The sequence below is a fragment of the Roseibium aggregatum IAM 12614 genome, assembly GCF_000168975.1.
GTDB classification, from domain to species: Bacteria; Pseudomonadota; Alphaproteobacteria; order Rhizobiales; family Stappiaceae; genus Roseibium; species Roseibium aggregatum.
In genome coordinates, this window is the sequence record NZ_AAUW01000026.1 from 1 (window position 1) to 22,901 (window position 22,901).

Genomic DNA, 22,901 nt, shown 5'->3' on the forward strand with positions numbered 1-22,901 from the left:
CAGCCCCCAGTGACGGAAGTAATCTTGGAGAATGCTACAACAACTGGATTTCGTGGTGTAACGATAAGACCAGTGGCTACCCGAACAGTTGCTACGGCGAAAGCCTGGATCACTGTGACGGCGTCCATAAGGCCAGTATGACCCAGATTCCCGGCTATAAGGCCAAGTCGATGCGAGCCAATGCCTTGCGCAAGGCCAAACGCACCAATACCCGCCTGGTCTCTCCTGTCGTTCAGCCGGTTCGCACAAGCAACTGAGCCAACGCTCTTGTAGCAAAAAGCCCTGCAATGGACGCATTGCGGGGCTTTTGTGTTTCTGGGACCGGTCTGAACAGCAATACCCCTCGCCAATCCTCGCCAGACTTGCCCCCTTCGGCTGCGGCCTCTCGCAAATGACAATCCGGCTCATTCGTGCAAGATAGCCACAACGGCCAGTCAGCCTCCCCCATCCATCATCTATCGCCTTACCATCGGAAACCATGCCAGCCACACCACGCCATCCCGTCGCACTGGCTTTCGGCGGCCTGCTGTCCCTTGCCGCTGCAATGGGGATCGGCCGGTTCGTCTATACCCCGATCCTGCCCTTCATGACCGCGGGCTTGTCGATGCCGCCCGACGATGCGGGGTTGATCGCGTCGGCTAACTTTCTGGGGTATCTGGCCGGAGCGCTTGCCGGCGCCTCCAGGTCCCTGCCCGGCAATCCCCGCATGTGGTTTCTCGGCGGGCTGATCGCCAGCGCTCTCACCAGCGCCGCGATGGCACTGACCACTGCTTTACCGCTGTTCCTGCTGATCCGTTTTGCCAGCGGCGTGGCAAGTGCCTTTGCGCTGGTCTTTTCCACCAGCCTGATCCTGGAAAGGCTGACTGCCGCCGGGCGCGGCGGGTTGAGCGCACTCCACTTCGCCGGAGTCGGCTGCGGCATCGCCTTCTCCGCCGTCCTGGTGGCTTTGCTTGCTCATCTGGGGGCAGATTGGCGCATGCTCTGGCTGGCAAGCGGTGCGGCAACGCTCTGCTTTCTGCTGGTTGCCGCCGTTCTGGTGCCGGCTGGTCCGGTGTCCGTGCCTGGTCCAGCACCGGTGCAGACCTCACCTGCCGCTCCCCAATCGTCCCCCTTCGGTTCCGCGAGCCGCATCCGTCTGATACTGGCTTATGGCCTGTTCGGTTTCGGCTACGTCATCACCGCAACCTTCATCAACACGATTGCACGTGCCGATCCGGCGCTTCAGTCGACCGAAGCATACGTGTGGCTGACGGTCGGCCTCTCCGCCGCCCCTTCGGTTTACGTCTGGAACAGGATCGCCTTGCGGCTGGGAACCCGAAAGGGTTTTGCGCTTGCGTGCATTCTGGAAGCGGCCGGCGTGGCCCTGACGGCCATCACCGCCGCCCCCGCGCTTTTCCTGATAGGCGCAGCGCTTCTCGGGGCAACCTTTGTGGGCATAACGGCGCTTGGCCTGATGGAGGCCCGGCGCGAAGTCAGTGGGGATGGTCCGGCGGCAGTGCGTCAGATGCTGGCGGTTCTGACGGCAAGTTTTGGTGTCGGACAAATGGCGGGTCCCTGGGTCGCGGGCCAGATGCACCATCTGACAGGATCCTTTACCGCTTCCTCTCTGGCGGCCGCCGCAGCTCTTGTGGTTGCCGCGGCACTGGTCGTCAGATGAACTTCCCGCTCAGGCGTGAGAGAATTCCCAGTAGAGCTCTCTTGCGCGGGCCGCAATCGGGCCCGGCTGCAAGTCACGCTCCTCGATCCGTTTGACCGGCGTCACCTTGCTATAGTTTCCGGTCGAGAAGATCTCGTCCGCTTCCAGAAACTCGCCATAGTCCATGGTGCGCTCGAACACATCATAGCCGACCGACCGCAGCAACTGAATCACGCGCTGGCGGGTAATGCCGTTCAGGAAAGTGCCGTTTGGAACCGGCGTATGCACCTTGCCTTCCTTGGCCATGAAGATATTGGCCGACGTCAGCTCGGCAACATTGCCAAGCATGTCGCGGACAACCGCGTTGTCGAAGCCGCGCCCCTTGGCCTCAAGCATGGCTCTGGCGTTGTTGGGATAAAGGCAACCGGCCTTGGCGTTGACGGGCATGCATTCGACCGTCGGGCGGCGGAACGGCGACAGCGTAATGCTCATGGCCGCATCCTTGGGCGCCATCGGCGCATCGAACAGGCACAGGCAGAACCGCGTGCTGTCGGGATCGCCCACGATCACACCGGGTCCGTCACTCTCGACCCAGTACATCGGCTTGACGTAGACCTGCTGGTCGCCGCCAAATTTCGCACAGCCTTCCTTGGTCAGTTCGACCATTTCACCCACCTGCATGGTGGGCTTCATTCCCAGCGCAACGGCACTGTCGTTGACGCGCTTGCAGTGGAGATCGATGTCCGGCATCACGCCTTCAAAGAAGCGGGCGCCGTCAAAAACGCTGGAGCCGAGCCAGGAAGCGTGCGTGCGCGGGCCCATGATCGGTGGATTGCCCTCGTGCCAAGTCCCGTCGATCCAGGTCCAGGTGTCACTCCATCCGCTCATGTCTCTTCCCTTTTCAGCGCTGCGGTTGTGCAGTTCGTTCGCCGAAACAACACCTACCATCTCGGCAGGTCAATAGCTTGCCGCCAAAATCCGAAAAGTTGCTGTCTTTCTTCGCAAAATCCGATGTGATCGGAATGGAAATCACCAAAAACGAACAAATGCTGATATAAATTTTCCTATCTCTTCGATGCAATGACGAGGTGCGAGCTACCCGCCTGGTCTGGCTGGAGCGCGCCGGATCTGCATCCGGACCATTGACTCTCGCCGCACAAAGTTCTCTATATGTTCTTCCTTTAATCTTGGGAGGGCAGGATGGAACAGCGCATTTCCGTCACGACACTCGTGGTTGAAGACGTCGCCGAAGCACGTCGGTTCTTCGAAGACGGTCTGGGATGGCAGGCTCATTCCTCACCAGGCCCCGAAGTGGTGTTCTTCCAGGTTCCTGGCAGCGTGTTTGCCCTTTACGGCCGCACCTCGCTGGAAGAGGAGATCGGACGCCCCGTGACCGACAGCCCCACCGGTGCGGTCACCCTCGCCTGGAACGGCAGGTCGGAAGCCGAAGTCGACGAGAGTTTCCTGAAAGCGCTCGCTGCGGGTGCAAGACCGGTCAAGGAACCCCAGAAAGCTTTCTGGGGCGGGTACTCTTCCTATGTGGAAGTGCCCGGCGGCCACCTGCTCGAGATTGCCTATAACCCATTCTGGCCGGTGGAAGAGAACGGTACAATCACGCTACCTCCAGTCCAATAACAGGGCACAATAGCGGGAAAAGTCGTGCCTGCGTCCTTTGTCGCAGATTGCCGCGCTTGACGCAGGAGGCCGCAGGCTGTTCTCTTCCGCGGTTTCGTGAAAGGACTTGGAGGTCTTGAAGATGGCGCATGCTGCTTACGTGTTCGATGCGTATGGAACCTTGTTCGACGTGCATGCAGCCGTCCGCAAACATGCGGAAAAACTTGGCCCGGATGCCCAGAGACTGTCGTCGCTCTGGCGGGAAAAACAGCTTGAGTATTCCTGGGTGCGTGCCCTGATGGGCAAATACCTGGACTTCTGGGAACTGACCCAGCAAGGCCTGGACACCGCGTTCGCCCTGGTGCCTTCCGCCGACAAGTCGCTGCGCGAGGATCTTCTGAGCGCCTATTGGGAACTTGATTGCTATCCGGAAGTGCCGCAGGTCCTGACCAACCTGAAGGCGACCGGTGCAAAAATCGCGATCCTTTCCAACGGGTCTCCGGCCATGCTGGAGGCAGCCGCCAAGGCCGCCGGTCTGACCGAGCTCTTTGACGAGATCTTCTCCGTCGATGACCTTCGAACCTTCAAGACCGATCCGCAGGTCTATGAAATGGTCACGACCCATTTCCGGATCTATCCGGAAGAGGTCTCCTTCCAGTCATCCAACCGGTGGGATATTGCGGGCGCGACCGCGTTCGGGTTCCGCACGGTGTGGATGAACCGCATGGGCATGCCGGACGAATACCCGGACCTTTCTCCCAAAGCGGTGCTGGTCGATCTGACGGGACTTGCCACTCTCGGCTGACCCGCCGCACCTCCCCTCGAGGAAGGAATGGCAAAGCCAGGTTGGAGCTTCTCTATTTTCAAAACAGTTCCTCACATTTTTTCCAACAAGGAAAAGATGTTTTGAGCGCCTGGCAAGGTTGCAGGATTCTGTAAGTGTAATATCCTCTTCTTGGTTGGGAGGAAAAGAAGAGCGACAGACTTCCTCGAGGTCATCCCGAACCAGTTACAAAACAACTGCTTAAGAACACAAACTGCTGGTTTGTCACCGCGAAGAAGAAGGGGCGTTCAAACACCCCTACGCGATCGCTCATTTGCTCCCAGACCTATTTGGGAGGATACCATGAAACAACTTACGACTCGCAGGCAGGCCCTGCAGACGCTCGCAGGTGCCGGAACGGTTGGAGCAGCGACACTCGCAGCGCCGCATATCGCATCGGCACAAGGCCAGACGACAACCTGGAAAATCCAGACGTCCTGGCCAGGCGGTGCCGGTTTGCAGATCTTCAAGGACTGGTGCGCAACCATCGTCGAGAAAACCGGCGGCGAGCTGGCCTTCCAGCCGTTCGGCGCAAATGACGTGGTGGGCGATTTCCAGCTGTACGACGCCGTAAAAAACGGCGTTCTCGACGCGGTCAATCCGTTCACCATCTACGCCCAGGGCATCATTCCCGCGGCCACCTTCCTGACGAGCTATCCACTCGGCATGCGCAACCCGCACGAATGGGACGTGTTCTACTATTCCCTCGGCGGCCTCGAAATCGCCCGTGAACTCTACGCAGCCCAGAACATGGTGTTTGTCGGACCGGTACATCACGGCCCCAACATTATTCACTCCAAGGTACCGATCCGCTCCATCGACGATTTCCGCGGTCGCAAGATGCGTCTGCCTGGCGGCATGGTCGCTGAAGTCTTCACCGAGATCGGGGCGGAAACGACGGTGCTTCCGGGATCGGAAATCTTCCCCGCACTTGAAAAAGGCACGATCGACGTCGCCGACTATGTCGGTCCGGCAGTCAACTATGCCCTCGGCTTCAGCCAGGTCACCGAATACATTTCCATGGGCCCTCCGGGCTTCATGTCGCTGTATCAGCCGGTCGACCTGATGGACATCACCGTTGGCATGGATGCCTGGAATGCCCTCAGCCCGCAGATGCAGCAGTTCGTCGAAATGGAAACACACGTCTATTCTGACATGCACCATGCGGCCATCCAGAAGGCAGACCAGGAGGCCTGGGCGAAATTCGAAGCCGATGGCACCGAAATCACCCGGCTCAGTCAGGACGATGTCGAGCTGATGACCGAAGTCGCCGTCCCCATCTGGTTCAACTATGCGAACCGGGACAAGGACAGCGCGCGCCTCTTCAAGATCCAGCTCGACTACATGATGTCCGGTTCGCTCGGCTACGTCACGCCGGAGCAGGTCGAAGGCCTCGAACTCGACCTCTGATCCCAGACGACGTCTCGGGAAACGGACCCGCGCGGCCAGCCGCGCGGGTCCTGTTCAACTCAACAGGGGCTTGTTTCCCCTGGGGAAGGGAGAGGCATGCCTCATCTGGACTTTACCCTGCCGCACTGGGCCTATTGGCTGGGGCTGATCATCTTTCCGCTGATCGCCGCAGCCCTTGCCAAGCGGCCGAAGCGGACTGAGCGGCGCTACTCGCTGGTGCTCGGCTATTTCATCCTTGTGACCGGCGGCATTCTGGGCCTGCACAGGCTTTACCTGAAAAGCCTGATCGGCCTGGTGTATATCCCGGTTTTCGTGCTGATCCTTTACGCCAATGCGCAAAGCCAGGATGCGCGTGCAGTCGTCTCGGACATGGCCAACGCCGTGCGCCAGGCGGAGCGCACACTGGAGCGCGAAGGCGAAAGGGTGAAGACCGCAGAAGCCGATCTTCCTGCCTTGCGTCAGAAGCTCGCCGATGCGGAAGCACAGGCCGAAGAAGGCAGCTTTGCCAAGCGACGTGCAGAACGGGACGTCCAGCGCGCCGAACAACGTGTTGAACAGGGCAAGGCCCGGGTTGCCGAGGCTGAGGCAACTCTGGAGACCGCTCGCCCGGCTGTGGCAACAGCACGCGAAACCCTCGGTTTCTGGGGCAATGTTGCCAAATACGCCTTCTGGCTGTTGCTGGCTGGCGTTGCCCTGGACGCACTGCTTCTGCCCCGGCTGGTCTCGAAAGCCAACGAGAACCTGCCCCCGGACCCGGAACTCAGCGAAGCTGAAAAGAAGCTCAAGGAGCTGGAAGAAGCCGAGCGCAAGGACGATGCCGATCACGTCTCGTCCGGTTGGACCGGCCGGATCGACCGGCTGTCGCTCTATTGTGGCGAGTTTGTCAGCTACTGGGCGGTGATCGCCGTTCTTGTCTACTACTTCGAAGTCATGAGCCGCTACGTCTTCGGCAGCCCGACCAACTGGGCTCACGAGGCGATGTATCTCATGTTCGGCATGCAGTATCTGATCGCCGGATCCTACGCCATGCTGACGGAATCCCACGTACGGGTCGATGTCTTCTACGCGCCGCTCTCGCCGCGCCGGAAGGCAATTGTCGATCTGCTGACATCCGTCTTCTTCTTCATCTTCGCCGGCACCCTGCTGGTCACCTCCTGGATCTTCGCGTTCGATGCCATCGCGGTTCCCTCCGGCAACTCGCTGGTTTCGGACTGGGCACGAGGCCAGATCGGTTTCAGCGAAGTGGTCGCAAGCTGGAACCTTGCCCAGTGGACCGACCCGAATATCCGCTGGGGCGAAATCAGCTTCAACGAATGGGAAGTGCCGCTCTGGCCAATGAAGTGGGTCATGGTGCTCGGTGGGTTGCTGCTGGTGCTCCAGGGAATTTCCAAATTCGCGCAGGACATCCGCGCAGTGATGGGCAGGGCTTGATCCATGGGACTTGAAATCGGAATTGAGTGGCTGACACTCATCATGTTCGGCTCGCTGCTGGTCCTGCTCATGGCAGGTTTGCCGCTGGCCTTCGTCACCGGAGGGCTCGCCTGTGTGTTCCTGTTCGTCCTTGGCGACGAACGGGCGCTCAACATCGTGCCCTCCCGCATCTTTCCGTTGATGACCAACTATCAGCTTTCGGCAATCCCGCTGTTCATCTTCATGGCATCGATGCTGGAACGGGCCGGCATCATCAACGACATGTTCGATGTCATCTACAAGGTGCTCGGCGGCGTCAAAGGCGGCCTGGCGGCTGCCACCATCATCGCCTCCACCGTTCTGGCGGCCATGGTGGGGGTTATCGGGGCAGCCGTGGTCACCATGGGCATCATCGCCCTGCCCGCCATGCTGAAACGAAACTACGATCCCAAGATCGCCATGGGCTCGATCATGGCCGGAGGAACGCTCGGCATCCTGATCCCGCCTTCGATCCTGGCAATCATCTATGCCGTGGTGGCCGAACAATCCGTCGGTGAGCTCTTCATCGGCGCGGTCATACCCGGCCTGCTGCTGTCCGGGCTTTACATCCTTTATGTGATCGTCAGTTGCATGATCGATCCCAGAAAGGGGCCGCCGATCCCCGAGGAAGAGCGCATTCCCTTGAAGGAAAAGATCCGGCTGCTGTCGAACATGTCCGCTCCGATCGCACTGATCGTGATCGTGCTGGGTGTGATCTTCACCGGTGTCGCAACTCCGGTGGAAGCTGCCGGGATCGGCACCTTCGGCGCCATCGTCGTGGCCGCCATCCACCGCAATCTCGACTGGCAGACACTGCGCGAAGCCTCACTGACCACCTTGAAAGCTTCGGCCATGGTGATCTGGATCATGTTCGGCGCGACCATCTTCGTCGGTCTCTATGTGCTGGAAGGCGGTCAGCAGTTTGTCCAAGGCGCCCTGGAAGCAACCGGCCTCGGCCCGTGGGGCATCCTGATCATCATGCAGATTGTTCTGGTCGTCCTGGGCATGTTCCTGGACTGGGTCGGCATCCTGCTCCTCTGCGTGCCGATTTTCGTACCGATCATCAAGGCGCTCGGAGCTGCATCCTTCGGACTCGACAGCCCGGACGATCTGGTGCTGTGGTTCGGTGTTCTCTACCTCGTCAACATGCAGATGAGCTTCCTGTCGCCACCGTTCGGTTACGCGCTCTTTTACCTGCGCGGCGTCGCTCCGGCGGACATCCCGATGACAGACATCTTCAAGTCTGCCCTGCCATTCCTGGCTCTGCAGGTTCTCGGCCTGGCTCTGTGCATGCTGTTCCCGGGGCTGATCACCTGGCTACCGAACCTGGTCTACGGGTAGCGGCGCAAAAACGACAAAAGGAAACGGCTGCGCTCAGTGGGAAGAGCGCAGCCATTCCGTACCGCCGGGTGAACGTGGCCAGCGGGTTCCCGAGAAAGCAGATCAGAATGAGCGTGAGAGGCCGATCATGAGCCTGTGGTTTCCGGCCGTCTGGTCCACCTTCGTGCCGCCAAATCTGGCCGTCTCGTCCAGAATTCCGGTCAATGAATAGTCAGCGCGCAGGTGCCACGCATCCATGACGGCAACCTCCACACCGCCACCAAGCACCGGGCCGACAGAAACAGAGTTTCTCTCCGTCCCGTTTGCCTTCAGGCTATGTTCTGTCGCAGCAATGCCCAGGCTGAGATAAGGCATGACGTTTTTGATCGGCATCCCCACCCGGGCCTTCGCATTGATGGTCCATTTGGATCCTGTCTCGATAGCGCCAAGCGTCGGATGGGTGCCCTTTTCACGTGCCCCGAGATAAGCCGCTCCGCCTTCTACACCCAGGACGAAGCGCGAGACTTCCCAGTTGTAGCCGCCGAAGAGACCAAACGCTGCGTCGACCCTTGAAAAGTCCTTTGTCCGGCCGCCCGACTTGAGCTCGGTCACCGTCTGCGAGACGCCGCCCTCAAACCCGAGATAAGGTCCTGCCCAAAGCGATTGCGGCGTTGGCGCGTAAAGGGGTGTCTCATAGGTGTCGAGATCGGCGGCGTTCGCCCCCACGACAAGCACTCCCAGAACCGCGCAAAGCACCAGCGGCTCCAACAACCAGTGGCTTCTGAGGAAGCGCCGGATCACCCCGGCATGCCGCAGGGAGCGCCGCCGCCCGATAGTCGGAGGCGCACGAAAAACACAATTGGCAAAGGAACTTACCATCAGTGATCTCACTTCATGTAGGACAACTTCATCGCCTCACAAATTTAAAAAATTAATGCAAAACGATAATTTAAAAAATGAATGCAATAATTTTTTTGTCAATAGCAATGTTTTGGATTTGTGTTCGGCGGGCAAATGAACTAGACACGACGCCGCAATGACACGATGCGGAGCGAGCGATGAGCGAACTTGAATGGGCGGAACGGGAAAAACGGCTGACGCGGATAAGGCGGGTATCCGCGTTCATGAAATGGGCCGTTACCTTCATCCTGCTGATCCTTGTTGTGCTGGGCCTGGTCATCACGATTGGCATTGCCCTGCCGAACGACCTGATGATCGGCGCAGAAGAAACCTTCGATGTTGCCGACACGGAACGCATGCTGGGTGACATTCCGCAGGTGCAGCGCATCGGCATATCGGTGCTGGCGGCAATAGCCTTCGGATTGGTTTTGGCGGTCGGCTGGAATATCCGTCAGGTTTTCAAGCGGTTTCAGCGAATGGAGTTCTTTTCGCCGAAGACCCTGGCAAATGTCTTTGCCTTCGGCATCTGGCTGATCGTGTTCGCGGTCTTCGATCTGATCAGCGATCCGATCGGCTCCATCATCCTGACCTATGATTTCCCTCCAGGTCAGCGAGCAGTCGACGTCAGTCTGGACGGTGGAGAGATCTTCTTCTTCGTCCTTGGCGCTTTGATGCTTCTGTTCGGCTGGATCCTGCGCGAAGCAGCCCTCATTGCGGACGAGAACCAGCAGTTCATTTGAGGCGAACCCCGGAGGACACCGGATGACCATTTATAAGAACATTGCCGGCCTTCCCGGCGGGGCGCCGTTCACAGCCCGGAAGGCTCCGCAGGCACAATGGATTGTTGACGGAGCGCATAAGGGCTGTGAAATATCAGGAGTGATTCTCCGGACACTCACGCCCTGCGCACACCGATCATGCGGAAAGGCTGTCCAGCTCGCAGAACAAAATCGAAAAACAAGTTAGCGACAGCGCCGGGGATCCCATCATGCCCATCATCATCGAACTGGACGTAATGCTCGCCCGCAGAAAGATGCGGTCCAAGGAGCTGGCCGAACGGATCGGCATTACCGAGCAGAATGTTTCGCTGCTCAAGTCCGGCAAGGTAAAAGGCGTCCGCTTCGAAACTCTGGAAAAGATCTGCGATGTCCTGGATTGCCAGCCCGGCGACCTCCTGATCTACGAGCCGGACAAAACGTCGGACGGTTAGGCTGAAAGAAGCCGCCAGATCCACACCATCACCACCAGGAACGTACCCGCCCAGACCAACAGGACCAGCCCTGCCGCAGTCCGGCTGCCAGGCGGACTGTCCTGTCTTCTGTCAGCTTCCGCCCGGCATTCCTCCATCACCTGCGGCGGAATGAGTTTCACCACCAGATAGATGCCAAGCGGCACGAGCAGCAAATCGTCGAGATAACCGATCACCGGAATGAAGTCCGGTATCAGATCTATGGGTGAGAGAGCGTAGGCCGCCGTCGCGACGGCCAGAAGCTTCACATACCAGGGTACCCTCGGGTCGCGGCCAGCCAGATAAAGGGCATGGAGATCGCGCTTGATACGCTTCGCCCAGGTTTTGATGGCATCCCTCAGCATGACAGACCGCGTGTGGTCGCCTCCACTATGCAGGCCCCGCCATATGCAATGCCGGTGCAAGCATCTTCAAACGGATGTTCCTTCCAGTCCTGCGCAAGCTTCCCTGCCTAAAACGTCATCCGTAATTTCAACAGGTTCGAACAAGCGAGCAGTCTTCAGCCATGACACGATCGAGTTATCCCCTTGAAGGCAGGCCGGTGCCTGCAACAAGAGCGAGGCTGCGATCCGGCAAGCTGCTCAATCTAGACTGTACGCTTTTGAGCGAATGCACCCTATACGATCTCGAAAATGGAGACATCGGCATTGTCGTGCAGGATCCGGATCTGCCGGTGCCGGACCGTATTCTGATCGACGACGACAAGGACCTCACCCGCGTCTTTACCGAAATCCACTGGCGTATGGGCCCCTATCTGTTCGGCATGTACCTGGAACCGCCAGTTCCGCTCCATGAGTTTCATGGCGCTGAGGAAAACTGAACGACATCGTCAACCTTGAGGCGCCTGCGGTGTCATTTCCTCAAAGCATTGCAGGCTCGTGTCGACCGTATCCCACGACACTGCGCGCGAGACATAGATCGCCCGTGTCGGCTTGACGGCTTCCGGGGTGTCCAGGGTCGATGTCCGGATAACGACCAGCCCCTCCATAGCCGTGCGTGTGTGGAACACCGGGCTTCCACAGACCGGACAGAAACGCCGGTTGATGGTGCGCCCGCTATCTGCCGTCTTGACGTATTCGGTCACCTCGCCAGTCAGGACAAAGGCATCTTCATCGAAAACCGTATGGGTCGAATGCCCGGTTCCACTCAGTTTCCGGCAATCCGTGCAATAGCAATGAACGGTCAGCTTGGGCGCCGCCTCACACCTGTAGCGCACGGCCTCGCACAGGCAGCCTCCGGTCAGTGTCTCACTCACGAAGCATCTCCCCGGCTCCCGCAGCTATGTCATGGGTTTATTCCGCCGCTTCGGCGGACCCGTAGCCGAGCTGTTCGTTCAGCTTGCCGATCAGCCCGATGGCCGCTTCCGCAATCACCGTTCCTGGCGGGAAGATCGCGGCCGCACCGGACTTGTAGAGTTCGTCATAATCCTGCGGCGGCACGACCCCGCCAACCACGATCATGATGTCTTCCCGGCCTTCCTCGGCCAGAGCCCGCCTCAGGGCCGGCACCAGCGTCAGGTGCCCTGCCGCCAGCGATGACACGCCGACCACGTGAACATCGTTTTCAACGGCCTGCCGTGCAGCTTCTTCCGGGGTCTGGAACAGCGGACCGATATCGACGTCGAAACCGAGATCGGCAAATGCGGAGGCAATCACCTTCTGGCCGCGGTCGTGACCGTCCTGGCCCATCTTGGCCACAAGGATACGCGGCCGGCGGCCATCGTTTTCCTCAAAGGCTTCCACCAGCTTCTGGACTTTCTCGATGGTCCCGGACATGGCCCCGGCCTCCCGTTTGTAGACCCCGGCAATCGACTTGATTTCGGCCTTGTGCCGGTCGAAGACCTTTTCCATCGCCAGCGAGATCTCGCCCACGGTCGCCTTTGCCCGTGCGGCTTTCACGGACAGATCCAGCAGATTGCCCTCACCCGACGCCGCACATCGCGTCAGGGCTTCCAGAGCGGCCTGGGTCTCCGCTTCATTGCGTTCTTCACGCAGCCGCTTGAGCTTGTCGATCTGGGCCGCGCGTACCTGAGCGTTGTCGACCTTCAGAACGTCGATCGCCTGCTCGCTGTCCGGTTTGAACTTGTTGACGCCGACCACCGTCTGCGCACCGCTGTCGATCCGCGCCTGGGTCTTGGCGGCTGCTTCCTCGATGCGCAACTTCGGAATGCCCTTTTCGATGGCCTTCGCCATGCCGCCGAGTTCTTCCACTTCGCGGATGTGCGCCATCGCCTTCTCGGCAAGGTCGGCCGTCAGTTTCTCGACATAATAGGACCCGCCCCAGGGATCGATCACCTGCGTCGTGCCGCTTTCCTGCTGCAGGAAAAGCTGGGTGTTGCGGGCGATCCGGGCGGAGAAGTCGGTTGGCAGAGCCAGCGCCTCGTCCAGCGCGTTTGTGTGCAGCGACTGGGTGTGCCCCTGCGTTGCGGCCATGGCCTCCACGCAGGTACGGATGACGTTGTTGAAGACATCCTGCGCCGTAAGCGACCAACCGGAGGTCTGCGAATGAGTGCGCAGCGAAAGGGATTTCGGGTTTTTCGGCTGGAAGTTCTCTTCCATCAATGTCGCCCAGATCAGGCGCGCGGCGCGCAGCTTGGCCACTTCCATGAAGAAGTTCATGCCGATGGCCCAGAAGAACGACAGCCGCGGTGCGAACTGGTCGATGTCCATGCCTGCGGCGACACCGGCGCGAGCATATTCGATGCCGTCGGCAATCGTGTAGGCCAGCTCCAGATCCGCCGTCGCCCCTGCTTCCTGCATGTGGTAGCCGGAAATGGAGATCGAATTGAAACGCGGCATGTTCTGGGACGTGTATTTGAAGATGTCCGAGATGATCCGCATGGAGTGCTTGGGCGGGTAGATATAGGTGTTGCGGACCATGAACTCCTTCAGAATGTCGTTCTGAATGGTGCCCGAAAGATACTTCTGGTCAACGCCCTGCTCTTCCGCAGCCACGATGTAGAGCGCCAGCACCGGCAGCACCGCGCCGTTCATGGTCATGGAGACACTCATCTTGTCCAGCGGAATGCCGGAAAAGAGCGTGCGCATGTCATAGATGGAATCGATCGCGACACCCGCCATGCCGACATCGCCGGAAACGCGTGGATGATCGCTGTCATATCCCCGGTGGGTGGCAAGGTCGAAGGCAACCGACAGGCCCTTCTGACCGGCGGCAAGGTTGCGCCGGTAAAAGGCATTGGAATCCTCAGCCGTCGAAAATCCGGCGTACTGGCGCACGGTCCAGGGCTGCTGGACATACATTGTCGGGTATGGACCGCGCAGGTACGGCGGCAGCCCGGGCCACGTGTCCAGGTGCTTCAGACCTTCAAGATCCTGCGCGCCATAGACCGGAGGCACCATGATGTCTTCCGGCGTCTGCCAGCTCTCCTGTGTGCCTGCGTCGGCAGCCTTGACGATTTTCCGGAACGGCTTGTCGGCGAAATTCGGGATCCTGCTCATGATTGGACCTCCAGATCTGTCAGCTCGACCCCTTCACGGGTCTCCAGCCGGTCAAATGCATCCTTCAAAAGGGCCAGCAGATCGCAACCGGCAAAGACGAAGGCATCCACACCGGCCTTGCGATAGGCATCTTCCCGCTCTCCCGGTCGGCCTGCAAGGTAAAGATAAGCAGCGCCCGCCGCTTTCAGGGCTTGAGCAGCGTCTTCCGCCTGCGCCTCATAGGCATCATCGGAGGAAACCAGGCAGGCCAGCACCGCACCGCTTTTGCGGAAGTCCGCGACAAGGTCTTCGAGCGAGGCATAGACGGCAGGTCCTACGGACGTCACCCCGCCGGCCGCAAAAGCGTTTGCCGTCCAGGTGGCACGGGCTGAAAACTGCGCAAGGCTTCCCAGAGAGGCCAGAAACACGGAAGGTGCCTTCGAAGCGGCTTTTTCGAACGCTTCGGCCCTGGCGCGCAACTGCTCGTAAGGTTCTGCAATCCGCGCTGTCTCCAGCTTCGGCAGGGAGTAGTCGCGTGGCAGAAGGTCGAGCCGCATGCCCAGCTCATTCAACGGCGTCCCCTCAAGGGCAAGCTTGCGAAGAACGGTAAAGCGTTCGCCATCGCCCGGTTCCGGCAGGTCTTCGCGCGGCCCGCTTACACCGGCAAGGTTCTCTTCGCTGGACTTCAGCACGGCAACTTTCTTTTCCGCGAGATCCGGAAACTCGCTCACGCCGGTGATCGGACGTTTTCTGGTGGCAATATTCTTGGAAAGGCTGGCTCTGGCGGCGCTGACCCGCTGGTGCACCAGACCGGTGCGTACCGCCTCGAACAGCCCCCCGGCCGCTTCGATTTCCTGGAACAGACCCCAGGCTGCCTCGCAAACACTGTCCGTCCGGTCTTCAATGGCACCCGAACCTGCCGCCGGATCGATCACTCTGGCAAGGTTGCTTTCTTCCAGAAGGATCGTCTGGGTGTTGCGGGCAAGCCTGCGGGCAAACCCGTCGGGAAGCCCGACGGCCAGCGTATGCGGCAGAACGCAGATACTGTCGGCCCCGCCGACGCCCGCAGCGAAGGTTGCCACCGTGTTGCGCAGAAGATTGACCCAGGGGTCCCGGCGCGTCAGCATTCTGTAGGATGTCGACATATGCAGCGGCAGACCAGCCTGCGGCAGCCCTGCCCCATCCAGAACAGACGCCCAGAGCGCCCGGATGGCGCGGGCCTTGGCAATCGTTCCGATCTGATCGGCTTCGGCAATCAGGCTGAAAGAAATTCTGTCAGCCCATTGCTCGGGCGCCAGCCTTGTGCCCTCCAGCAACCGCAAATGTGCTGTCGCAGACGCCAGCGTCAGGGCAAGCTCCTGTGCGGGCGTTGCCCCTGCTTCATGCCAGATGCGGCCATCGGCCTTCAGGGCCCGCACCGGGCTGCCGAAATCATGAGCCGAAACCACCATGTCGCGGAAATGTCTGTAGGCGTTTTCCATGTCGGCCAGCGCGACACCGTTGGCCGCCACCCAGCCAGTGGTATCGAACCCGGCAGTCAGGCGAACGCCCACGGGATCTATCCCGCGCTTTTCAATCAAAGCCAGAATGGAAGCAAATACCTCGACGTTTTCCCGTCCTGCTTCGAAGCGCACATCGATGAGATCGAGCTCGACCCCATCAAGCAGCCGATCGAGGCCGGAAAGGTCGTCAACCCGGATGCCATTGCCGTAGGCAGCGGCCGCACCGCGGAAAATCAGATCGAGGCCACTCGCGCCTCCCTCCAGATCTTCCAGAATTTGCGCATTTGCCTCGGCAGGGTCGGGAATATCGACCCGCTGAACCACGGACCAGTCACCGGCGGCGGCCCTGAGAGCGCGGGCGGGACTGTCTGTCCTGCGCTCATAAAGCGGGGCGATGTCCAGTCCGTCATCGGTCTTTCCGTAGAGCTTCTGCCGGGCACTGCCTTTCAGGGCCTTGTCAACGGCCGCCCACCAGGCATCCGCATCGGCAGAATAGAAACTGTCAGGTCCGGTAAAGCTGTTCGGCATGGCACTTACTCCCTGGCCCCGTTTTAGTCCCTGGCCCCGAAGCTTGGCAACTCAGCAGAATGGGTAAGGTTTTGAAGACCACAAGAGCGAGCCAAGTTGAACCCGCAACAACTTCGAATTGCGAATCACTGGTAGAATTAATTAGACGTATAAAAAATAAATTTCTCTACGAAATACGTTTTTCGAACTACGCTTACGAAGACGTTAAACACTTCGCAAAAAGACTTTTCGACTTCTTCTAGGCGGCAACTTGTCAATTTTTTGGCGGAATAAGCTAATTTTGCCAGTTTTCCCTATTGGTACGATCATCAATTGTATTGTAGCGTATAGCTGCTGACGCATGGGAAATTCTACCCTCATAACAAATGCGCGGCACCGAGGTCCGACACTCACCGGAATAGGTTTGGCGGTCACGGTTATCACCCATCAGCGGCTGATCCGGCACGCGTTCGGACACCCGCAAAGAAGCGGCAATCCAAGCCGCAAAGGATGTGCACAATGCTTGATCAAACGGAACTGAAGAGCAAACTGAGAGCAATCTCGGAAGCAAATGCCGCCCATCATGTGCTCGATATCTTGGAATCGAACCTTCGCCGCATGGGGGCAACGCATATCCTGATAACAGGCTTGCCAATGCCGAACCGTCCGATCGACAATCTCGTTCAAAGGTTCCGGTGGCCCGATCAACGCAATGACGGAATTGAAAGCACTTCGCTTTCTGCAAATGACAGCGCCCTGATGCTTGGCCTCGGCTCCAACCGGGCTCGCGTCTGGACAATCTCCGCTGGCGACATGGAGCATTCCGACCTTCTGGCATCTGCGGGAGAAGGAAGCCAGGTCCTCGTCATCCCCGTGACGGAGCTTTATCCTTTCCAGGCTTTCGTATTTGCGAGCGGCCCAGCTCTTCAGGTCAACAAGTACGATCTGTCGAACCTGGAAGCTCTGGCAGCCGCCGCTTTCTCGCGCCTTCGCGAACTCGGCGTGATTTCCGGGCAGCGGCCGGGCGCCTTGTCGACCCGGGAGCGCAAGGTTCTGGAATTGACCGCCTATGGCAAGACAGCTGGCGAAATCGCGGACGTGCTCGACATTTCGCAGCGGACCGTCCACGCTCATCTGCAGAATGCCAGCGTCAAGTTGAACGCTTCGAACAAGACCCATACCGTGGTCGAAGCGCTTCGTTACGGCCAGATCAGCGTCTGACGTCGCTTCCTGAGCCAACGGCTTTTTGCAGCTAACAACGGGCGCACTTCGGTGCGCCTTTTTTTGTCCTGGCGCACAACCGGACAATCCCCCCCTCAGATCAGACCGTGTCCAGTCCGCGCTTCGGGCAGCAAGGTCAACAGGCCAACCACCAAAAGGAAAAGGCGCGCTGTCCGCACGCCTTTTGTCGTCTCGTAATGCGGTTTGCCGACCTCAATAGGTCATCATCGGCGGCAATTCCTTGGCCTGCTCGACCCATTTCGAGACCTGGCTTTCGCTCGGTACCTGGCGAACGAGCTTCTTGGCTTCGTTCACTTCCTGCATCTTCTCCGCAAGGTTGGCGGCATTGCGATGCTTCAGTTCCTTCACCGTGTCGACACCGGCCGCTTCCAGAAGTTCGGAATATTCCTCGCCGACACCGCTGATGCGCATCAGATCCGCCATGTTGGCCCACTTGAGGATCCGCTTGCCGTCGATGCCGGTTGCTTCTTCAAGTGCCTTGCGACCTTTCGGGTCCTTTGCACGTTCCAGATAGGCTTCCGTCGTCTTGATGCCGACTTCACCAAGCTTTGCAGCATAGGCCGGGCCGATACCTTCGATTTCATCGATGGAATAAGACATGCGCTCAGAACTCCCTAATCAACCGGCAACCGAACCTTGGGACAGTCAAACGATCTGGCTCAGCCCCGGAATTTGTGAAACCACTTCATTCACAACATCGTCCCCGGCTTTTTCCTTAGCATAGGAGACGAGTTCTTTGACAACACTTTGCACGCCATCCATGTCGAGGCCCGCATTGGTCAACTCATTCAGTGCGGCCATGGCCCCCATGCCGCCCCCCATCATGCTTCCGAGGCCGCTTAGAAAGCCGCCGCCGGAGCCTGCCGCGGCCCGCGCATCCACCAGTTCTTTCGCCCCCGGCAGTGCATCGAAGATGAGCTCCATCTTGTCTTCCGGACCTTCCTTGTTCAGGAAGCCCAGAATGATGCCAATAGCGTTCTTTGCGACATCTTCTTCAATGCCGGCAGCCGCCATGATCCGGTTGATGAGCTCTTCCATGAAAATCTCCTGATCAAATGTCTGGCGCCAAGTCATCAGGCGCCTGTTTGGCTCCTCTATACAAGCCTCAAGGTGCCTACGTCGATGGCCAATTCCCGTTCTGCTTGACTATGCCGCATCCGCCCCGCGCACTTGCGTGCCGTCACCTGGCAACAGAATGTTTCAATCTCGTCGCGAAAGGCACTAGGCTGCGGCAAGATGCAGGGATTCGGGGGACAAACGTGACGGCGAAAGACAGTATTTTCATTGGGTCCAGCACCAGGGAAGAAACCCTCACGCTCAAGCTCGCCAACCGCCACGGCTTGATTGCCGGAGCCACCGGAACGGGCAAGACGGTATCGCTGCAGATCCTTGCCGAAGGCTTTTCAAGAGCCGGTGTTCCTGTCTTCTGTGCCGATATCAAGGGCGACCTGTCAGGTCTTGCGACCGCTGGCGTTTCCAAGGACTTTCTGGAAAAACGCGCCAGCGATGTCGGGATTTCGGCCGACTATACCTATGAAGCCTATCCTGCGGTTTTCTGGGACCTTCTCGGCGAGCAGGGCCACCCGATCCGCACCACTGTTTCCGAAATCGGTCCGCTGCTTCTCGCCCGCCTGCTGGAACTCAACGACACCCAGGAAGGCGTTCTGAACGTTCTGTTCGAATTGGCCGACGATGAAGGCCTGCTGCTGCTGGACCTGAAGGACCTGAGGGCCATGCTCGCCCATGTGGCAGAGCGGGCGTCTGAGCTTTCCACCATTTACGGCAATGTCTCCAAGGCCTCGGTCGGCGCTATCCAGCGCCGGCTTCTGGTGCTGGAGCGTCAGGGCGGTGAACACTTCTTCGGGGAACCTGCACTGGACATCCGTGATTTCATTCGCACCGCGCCGGACGGACGCGGCGTCGTCAATATCCTTGCAGCCGACAAACTCATGTCCGCTCCCCGGCTCTACGGCGTGTTCCTGCTCTGGTTGCTGTCGGAACTCTTCGAGGAACTGCCGGAAGTCGGCGACCCGGAGAAACCGAAACTGGTGTTCTTCTTCGACGAAGCGCACCTTCTGTTCTCTGATGCGCCCAAGGCGCTGATAGAGAAGGTGGAGCAGGTTGTCCGGCTGATCCGTTCCAAGGGCGTCGGTGTCTATTTCGTCACCCAGAACCCTCTGGACGTGCCGGAGACCGTGCTTTCCCAGCTTGGTAACCGTATCCAGCATGCCCTGCGCGCCTTCACCCCGCGCGACCAGAAGGCCGTGCGGGCGGCAGCCGAAACCTTCCGCCCCAATCCGGATCTCAACACCGAACGGGTGATCACCGAGCTTGGCGTCGGCGAAGCCCTGGTCTCGACTCTGGAAGGCAAAGGCATTCCATCGGTTGTTCAGCGCACACTGATCCGTCCTCCCTGTTCGCGGCTTGGTCCGGTCACCCAGGCTGAACGGCGTGCGCTGATTCAGTCCAGCCCGGTCTTCGGCACGTACGAGCGCACCCGCGACCGAACGTCCGCTTACGAGGTACTGCTGGGCCGCGCGGAAGAGGCCCAGCGGCAGGAACAGCGGCGCCGGGAAAAGGAAGACAGCTACGCCGAAAAGCACGGCGAGCCCCGCCGCTCCCGTTCCGGCTTCCAGCTTCCCGACTTCGGACGCGATGACAGACCCCGGCAGGAAAGCCGGGAGCGGCGCAGCAATCGCCGTGGACAGCGTGACACGGTTCTGGAAGCAGGTCTGAAGTCCGCCGCCAGAAGCTTAGGCTCTTCACTTGGCCGGGCACTGGTGCGCGGCTTGCTCGGATCCCTGAAAAGAGGCAACTAGATCAAGCGATGTCGGCAAATGCGGCCCGAAACCTGGCAATCGAGCGCAAAGCGCTTGGCGTCGGCAAATGGGCCAACCTGTTCATGGCTGCTGCCGGCCTCTTGACCGCCTGGGCATCCAGGTCCGACGCCATGCTGGTGGATGGGCTTTATTCGGCGGTCAACTTCATTTCCGCCATTGCCGCCGCCCGCATCGGTGCAAGGGTCGGCCTGCCGCCGACACGCTCCAGGCCCTGGGGACACGATTTCGACGAGGTGCTCTACGTCACCTTCCGAAGCCTTATCCTGATCGGTGTGCTGGTCTTTGCGGCCTTCGTCTCCATTTCGAAAATCTGGACGTTCTTTTCCGGGGGCGTCGTGCCGCAACTGGTGTTCGGGCCGATTGCGGTTTACGCGGTTGTCATCGTCAGCATCTGTCTTGGCCTTGCAGCCAATTTTCACCGCGCCTACAGAAACACCGGCCGGCGCAGCGCGATCCTGAAGACTGAAGCTCGCGCCGCGCTCATCGACGGCGCGCTCAGCGTCGGTTCAGGGGCTGCCCTGCTCTCTCTGCCCTATCTGGAAGGCACGATCCTCGGCCCTTACGTCCCGATCGGCGATGCGGTCATCGTTCTTTTGCTGATCCTGGCAATCATCTGGCAGCCGCTTTCGACGTTCCGCACGACACTGGCCGATCTTGCCGGCGTCAGTGCGCCCAGCAGCACTTATGCCAAGGTTGCCCGTGCAGCCCGCAACCTTGCCCGCGAAAAAGGCTATCGTCTTCACCGGGCCGCCGTTCTCCAGGCCGGACGCATGCACTGGGTGGCTGTCTATCTCGATCCGAAGAAACCGGTTCTTGCAGAGGAAATAGACCAGTTCCGAGACCTGCTCTCAACCCGGCTTGAAGATGCCATCGGACCGGCCCGGGTAGAAGTCGTCCTGACGACAAGCGATTCCACCAAAGCGGATCCCAAATAATACGGATGGCTTAAATTTCCCCCGGGTAACAGGATGGTTACCCCTTCCCGTTATGGCTGTAGCCGAAACAACGGGTAGATGGGGCATCATGCTTAACCGAGTATTCCGGCCACAACCGCACTTGAAAACCGGGCGCCTGCACCAGCGCCCTGTCACGCCGCTGCTGCATCTGCTGTTTCTGCTGTCACTGGTAACCGCTGTCTTGACCGGGGCTTCAGGGGCCTGGGCACAGGAGCCCAACCCGGCGGCTGTCGTGAGCCAGGAGCGCGTGGGTAAGCTGGATCAGGAACGGATCGCCCTGGCCCGTGAATACCTGCGCGACAACCCGATCTCACCTCCCGACACGTCCAGCCCGCGTGCGACCCTGGAAAGCTTCGTCTACATCATGAACGAAGTGAACACGCTCTGGATGTCGGTCCGGGACAGCTATGACAACAGCAACCGGCTGTTCCTGTCGGACGAAGAACAGGAAAAACTGGTTTTGGTCGAGGCGCTCCTCTCAAAGGCAGCGCAAACCTTCGACCTGAGCGACATCCCCGTAACTTCGCGCGAAAACGCCAGCGTCGAGATCGCGCTGCAGCTTCAGGAGATCCTGGACAGGATCCCGGCGCCCCTCTTTGAAGACATTCCCGGCTCGCCTGCCGGCAGCTCCAACAAGACCGGCGATCAGTCCAGCCTGCCCGAACACTGGACGATCCCGGGAACCAGCATCACGCTGATACGACAGGACACCGGAGAACGGCACGGCCAGTACCTGTTTTCGAAATCCTCCGTCGAGCGCATTCCGGAAGACTATGCCGTTGTCCGCGTGCTGCCCATCAAGGCCGACAGGGGGGAAGACCTCTTCGAATATTACATCTACACCCCAGGCAATCTAGTTGCACCGCTCTGGTATGATGTGATCGAAGCCGGTCCCGACTTCCTGCATCAGCACTTTGCCGACCAGGCGTATTGGCAGTGGCTCGCGCTCATCGGCCTGCTCGCGCTTTATGCGATCGTGCTCGGGTATTACGTGCGCTGGCGCAGAATGCGCGCGGTCTCGGTGCATGAAGGCACCCGTATCGTCCATGCAATCCTCAATCCGATCCTCGTGATCCTTGCCGCAAGCCTTTTCCGCTATCTGTGCGAAGACCAGATCAACATCACCGGCACGCCTCTCGTGGCCATCGGCACGGTAAGCACGGCCATCATCTGGTCGGCCACGGCCTGGATGGTCTACCAGATCCTGCAGCTCTTCTACGTCTGGTTCTCCAGCAGCTCCGGAGCTGCCAGGGACGGTCTCGACGTCAGTCTGCTGCGCACGGGTTTCCGGGTCTTCTCCCTTGGCATTGCGCTGATCGTGCTGGGGTACGGCGCTACCCAGATCGGCATTCCGATCTATGGCGTCATCGCAGGTCTCGGCGTCGGCGGTCTGGCCATTGCCCTTGCCGCCCAGCCGACGATTGAAAACCTGATCGGCGGGATCATTCTTTATGCCGACCGGATGGTGCGGGTGGGCGAGTTCTGCCAGTTTGACGATCTGGCTGGCACAGTGGAATCCATTGGCATCCGGTCCACCCGCATCAGGGCGCTTGACCGGACGCTCATCACCGTTGCCAATGCCGACCTCGCCAAACGGAAAATCATCAACTACAGCTACCGCGACCAGTTTCATTTCCGCCACAAGCTCGGCCTGCGCTACGAAACCAGCCAGGAAGCTCTGAAGCGTGTTCTGGCTGCGATCCATGATTATCTTGAGGCACACGACAAGGTGGTCGAAGACCCGCTGCGCGTCCGCCTGATCAGCTTTGACGACTATGCCGTTACGGTCGACGTTTACGCCTATGTGCAGGCATCCAACATGGCCGACTTCCTTGAAATTCAGGAAGAACTGCTGTTCGGCATCAGGGAGATCGTTGAGACAAACGGGTCGGAAATCGCCTATCCGTCGTCGACTGTCTATCTGTCCCGCGACAAGGGTCTTCAGGATGGACAGGCCGCCGGTGATAGCAGCCCTGCCGGCGATAATGGAGAGACGCAGGCCGCCTGACGCTTCTG

22 protein-coding genes are annotated in these 22,901 nt (G+C 59.5%); 14 read left to right on the top strand and 8 right to left on the bottom strand.

What is annotated here, in order from left to right:
* A partial coding sequence (locus tag SIAM614_RS32810; protein WP_208984109.1) for a hypothetical protein occupies positions 1 to 257 on the top strand: 257 nt, incomplete at its 5' end.
* Positions 258 to 478: 221 nt separating this feature from the next.
* A complete protein-coding gene (locus tag SIAM614_RS26840) occupies positions 479 to 1,657 on the top strand; it encodes a YbfB/YjiJ family MFS transporter (protein WP_006939420.1) in 1,179 nt (392 codons plus the stop codon).
* A gap of 9 nt (positions 1,658 to 1,666) precedes the next feature.
* Here SIAM614_RS26840 and SIAM614_RS26845 read toward each other — a convergent pair whose 3' ends face one another.
* Complete coding sequence (locus SIAM614_RS26845; RefSeq protein ID WP_040441285.1) at positions 1,667 to 2,524, bottom strand: branched-chain amino acid aminotransferase; 858 nt, start codon at positions 2,522 to 2,524, stop codon at positions 1,667 to 1,669.
* A gap of 312 nt (positions 2,525 to 2,836) precedes the next feature.
* Here SIAM614_RS26845 and SIAM614_RS26850 point away from each other — a divergent pair, with 312 nt between their 5' ends.
* From SIAM614_RS26850 to SIAM614_RS26870, 5 genes are all read left to right on the top strand, one after another.
* A complete protein-coding gene (locus SIAM614_RS26850; RefSeq protein ID WP_006939423.1) occupies positions 2,837 to 3,271 on the top strand; it encodes a VOC family protein in 435 nt (144 codons plus the stop codon).
* Between the two features lie 121 nt (positions 3,272 to 3,392).
* Complete coding sequence (locus SIAM614_RS26855) at positions 3,393 to 4,055, top strand: haloacid dehalogenase type II (protein ID WP_040441287.1); 663 nt, start codon at positions 3,393 to 3,395, stop codon at positions 4,053 to 4,055.
* Between the two features lie 321 nt (positions 4,056 to 4,376).
* The gene (gene dctP, locus SIAM614_RS26860) at positions 4,377 to 5,483 is read left to right on the top strand and encodes a TRAP transporter substrate-binding protein DctP (protein WP_006939425.1); all 1,107 of its coding nucleotides are present in this window, start codon (positions 4,377 to 4,379) and stop codon (positions 5,481 to 5,483) included.
* Positions 5,484 to 5,579: 96 nt separating this feature from the next.
* Entirely contained in the window at positions 5,580 to 6,914 is a 1,335-nt protein-coding gene (locus tag SIAM614_RS26865; RefSeq protein WP_006939426.1) for a TRAP transporter small permease subunit, read from the top strand.
* Positions 6,915 to 6,917: 3 nt separating this feature from the next.
* Positions 6,918 to 8,273 carry a TRAP transporter large permease gene (locus SIAM614_RS26870; protein ID WP_006939428.1) on the top strand — a complete coding sequence of 452 codons (1,356 nt, stop codon included), beginning with the start codon at positions 6,918 to 6,920 and terminating at the stop codon, positions 8,271 to 8,273.
* Between the two features lie 102 nt (positions 8,274 to 8,375).
* Here SIAM614_RS26870 and SIAM614_RS26875 read toward each other — a convergent pair whose 3' ends face one another.
* Positions 8,376 to 9,131, bottom strand: a complete 756-nt coding sequence (locus SIAM614_RS26875; protein ID WP_006939429.1) for an outer membrane protein — start codon at positions 9,129 to 9,131, stop codon at positions 8,376 to 8,378.
* A 179-nt stretch (positions 9,132 to 9,310) separates the two neighbouring features.
* Here SIAM614_RS26875 and SIAM614_RS26880 point away from each other — a divergent pair, with 179 nt between their 5' ends.
* Positions 9,311 to 9,892 carry a hypothetical protein gene (locus SIAM614_RS26880; protein WP_006939431.1) on the top strand — a complete coding sequence of 194 codons (582 nt, stop codon included), beginning with the start codon at positions 9,311 to 9,313 and terminating at the stop codon, positions 9,890 to 9,892.
* A 248-nt stretch (positions 9,893 to 10,140) separates the two neighbouring features.
* Entirely contained in the window at positions 10,141 to 10,362 is a 222-nt protein-coding gene (locus tag SIAM614_RS26885) for a helix-turn-helix domain-containing protein (RefSeq protein WP_006939433.1), read from the top strand.
* Here SIAM614_RS26885 and SIAM614_RS26890 read toward each other — a convergent pair.
* On the bottom strand, positions 10,359 to 10,745 hold the full coding sequence (locus SIAM614_RS26890; RefSeq protein ID WP_006939434.1) for a YkvA family protein: 387 nt from the start codon (positions 10,743 to 10,745) through the stop codon (positions 10,359 to 10,361). The genes SIAM614_RS26885 and SIAM614_RS26890 overlap by 4 nt on opposite strands.
* Before the next feature lie 161 nt (positions 10,746 to 10,906).
* Between SIAM614_RS26890 and SIAM614_RS26895 the strand changes: the two genes are divergently transcribed.
* Complete coding sequence (locus SIAM614_RS26895; protein WP_006939436.1) at positions 10,907 to 11,221, top strand: hypothetical protein; 315 nt, start codon at positions 10,907 to 10,909, stop codon at positions 11,219 to 11,221.
* A 9-nt stretch (positions 11,222 to 11,230) separates the two neighbouring features.
* Here the strand turns inward: SIAM614_RS26895 and SIAM614_RS26900 are convergent, their stop codons facing one another.
* The 3 genes from SIAM614_RS26900 to SIAM614_RS26910 are packed head-to-tail and all read right to left on the bottom strand — an operon-like array spanning position 11,231 to position 15,868.
* Positions 11,231 to 11,656, bottom strand: coding sequence for a GFA family protein (locus SIAM614_RS26900; protein ID WP_040441273.1), 426 nt, complete (start codon positions 11,654 to 11,656; stop codon positions 11,231 to 11,233).
* 37 nt (positions 11,657 to 11,693) lie between these two features.
* Positions 11,694 to 13,859, bottom strand: coding sequence for a methylmalonyl-CoA mutase (gene scpA / locus SIAM614_RS26905; RefSeq protein ID WP_006939440.1), 2,166 nt, complete (start codon positions 13,857 to 13,859; stop codon positions 11,694 to 11,696).
* On the bottom strand, positions 13,856 to 15,868 hold the full coding sequence (locus SIAM614_RS26910; protein WP_006939442.1) for a methylmalonyl-CoA mutase family protein: 2,013 nt from the start codon (positions 15,866 to 15,868) through the stop codon (positions 13,856 to 13,858). The genes scpA and SIAM614_RS26910 overlap by 4 nt, the downstream gene beginning before the upstream one ends.
* A 498-nt stretch (positions 15,869 to 16,366) precedes the next feature.
* Here SIAM614_RS26910 and SIAM614_RS33140 point away from each other — a divergent pair, with 498 nt between their 5' ends.
* Positions 16,367 to 17,068: a helix-turn-helix domain-containing protein gene (locus SIAM614_RS33140; protein WP_006939443.1), complete on the top strand. Its 702-nt coding sequence runs from the start codon at positions 16,367 to 16,369 to the stop codon at positions 17,066 to 17,068.
* A gap of 213 nt (positions 17,069 to 17,281) precedes the next feature.
* Here the strand turns inward: SIAM614_RS33140 and SIAM614_RS26920 are convergent, their stop codons facing one another.
* The gene (locus SIAM614_RS26920; protein ID WP_006939446.1) at positions 17,282 to 17,689 is read right to left on the bottom strand and encodes a DUF4332 domain-containing protein; all 408 of its coding nucleotides are present in this window, start codon (positions 17,687 to 17,689) and stop codon (positions 17,282 to 17,284) included.
* A 45-nt stretch (positions 17,690 to 17,734) separates the two neighbouring features.
* Positions 17,735 to 18,127, bottom strand: coding sequence for a DUF2780 domain-containing protein (locus SIAM614_RS26925; protein WP_006939448.1), 393 nt, complete (start codon positions 18,125 to 18,127; stop codon positions 17,735 to 17,737).
* Between the two features lie 221 nt (positions 18,128 to 18,348).
* Between SIAM614_RS26925 and SIAM614_RS26930 the strand changes: the two genes are divergently transcribed.
* From SIAM614_RS26930 to SIAM614_RS26940, 3 genes are all read left to right on the top strand, one after another.
* Complete coding sequence (locus SIAM614_RS26930; protein ID WP_006939450.1) at positions 18,349 to 19,908, top strand: helicase HerA-like domain-containing protein; 1,560 nt, start codon at positions 18,349 to 18,351, stop codon at positions 19,906 to 19,908.
* An 8-nt stretch (positions 19,909 to 19,916) separates the two neighbouring features.
* Entirely contained in the window at positions 19,917 to 20,864 is a 948-nt protein-coding gene (locus tag SIAM614_RS26935) for a cation transporter (protein WP_006939452.1), read from the top strand.
* Positions 20,865 to 20,985: 121 nt separating this feature from the next.
* The gene (locus SIAM614_RS26940; protein ID WP_006939454.1) at positions 20,986 to 22,893 is read left to right on the top strand and encodes a mechanosensitive ion channel family protein; all 1,908 of its coding nucleotides are present in this window, start codon (positions 20,986 to 20,988) and stop codon (positions 22,891 to 22,893) included.
* Positions 22,894 to 22,901 lie beyond the last annotated feature (8 nt).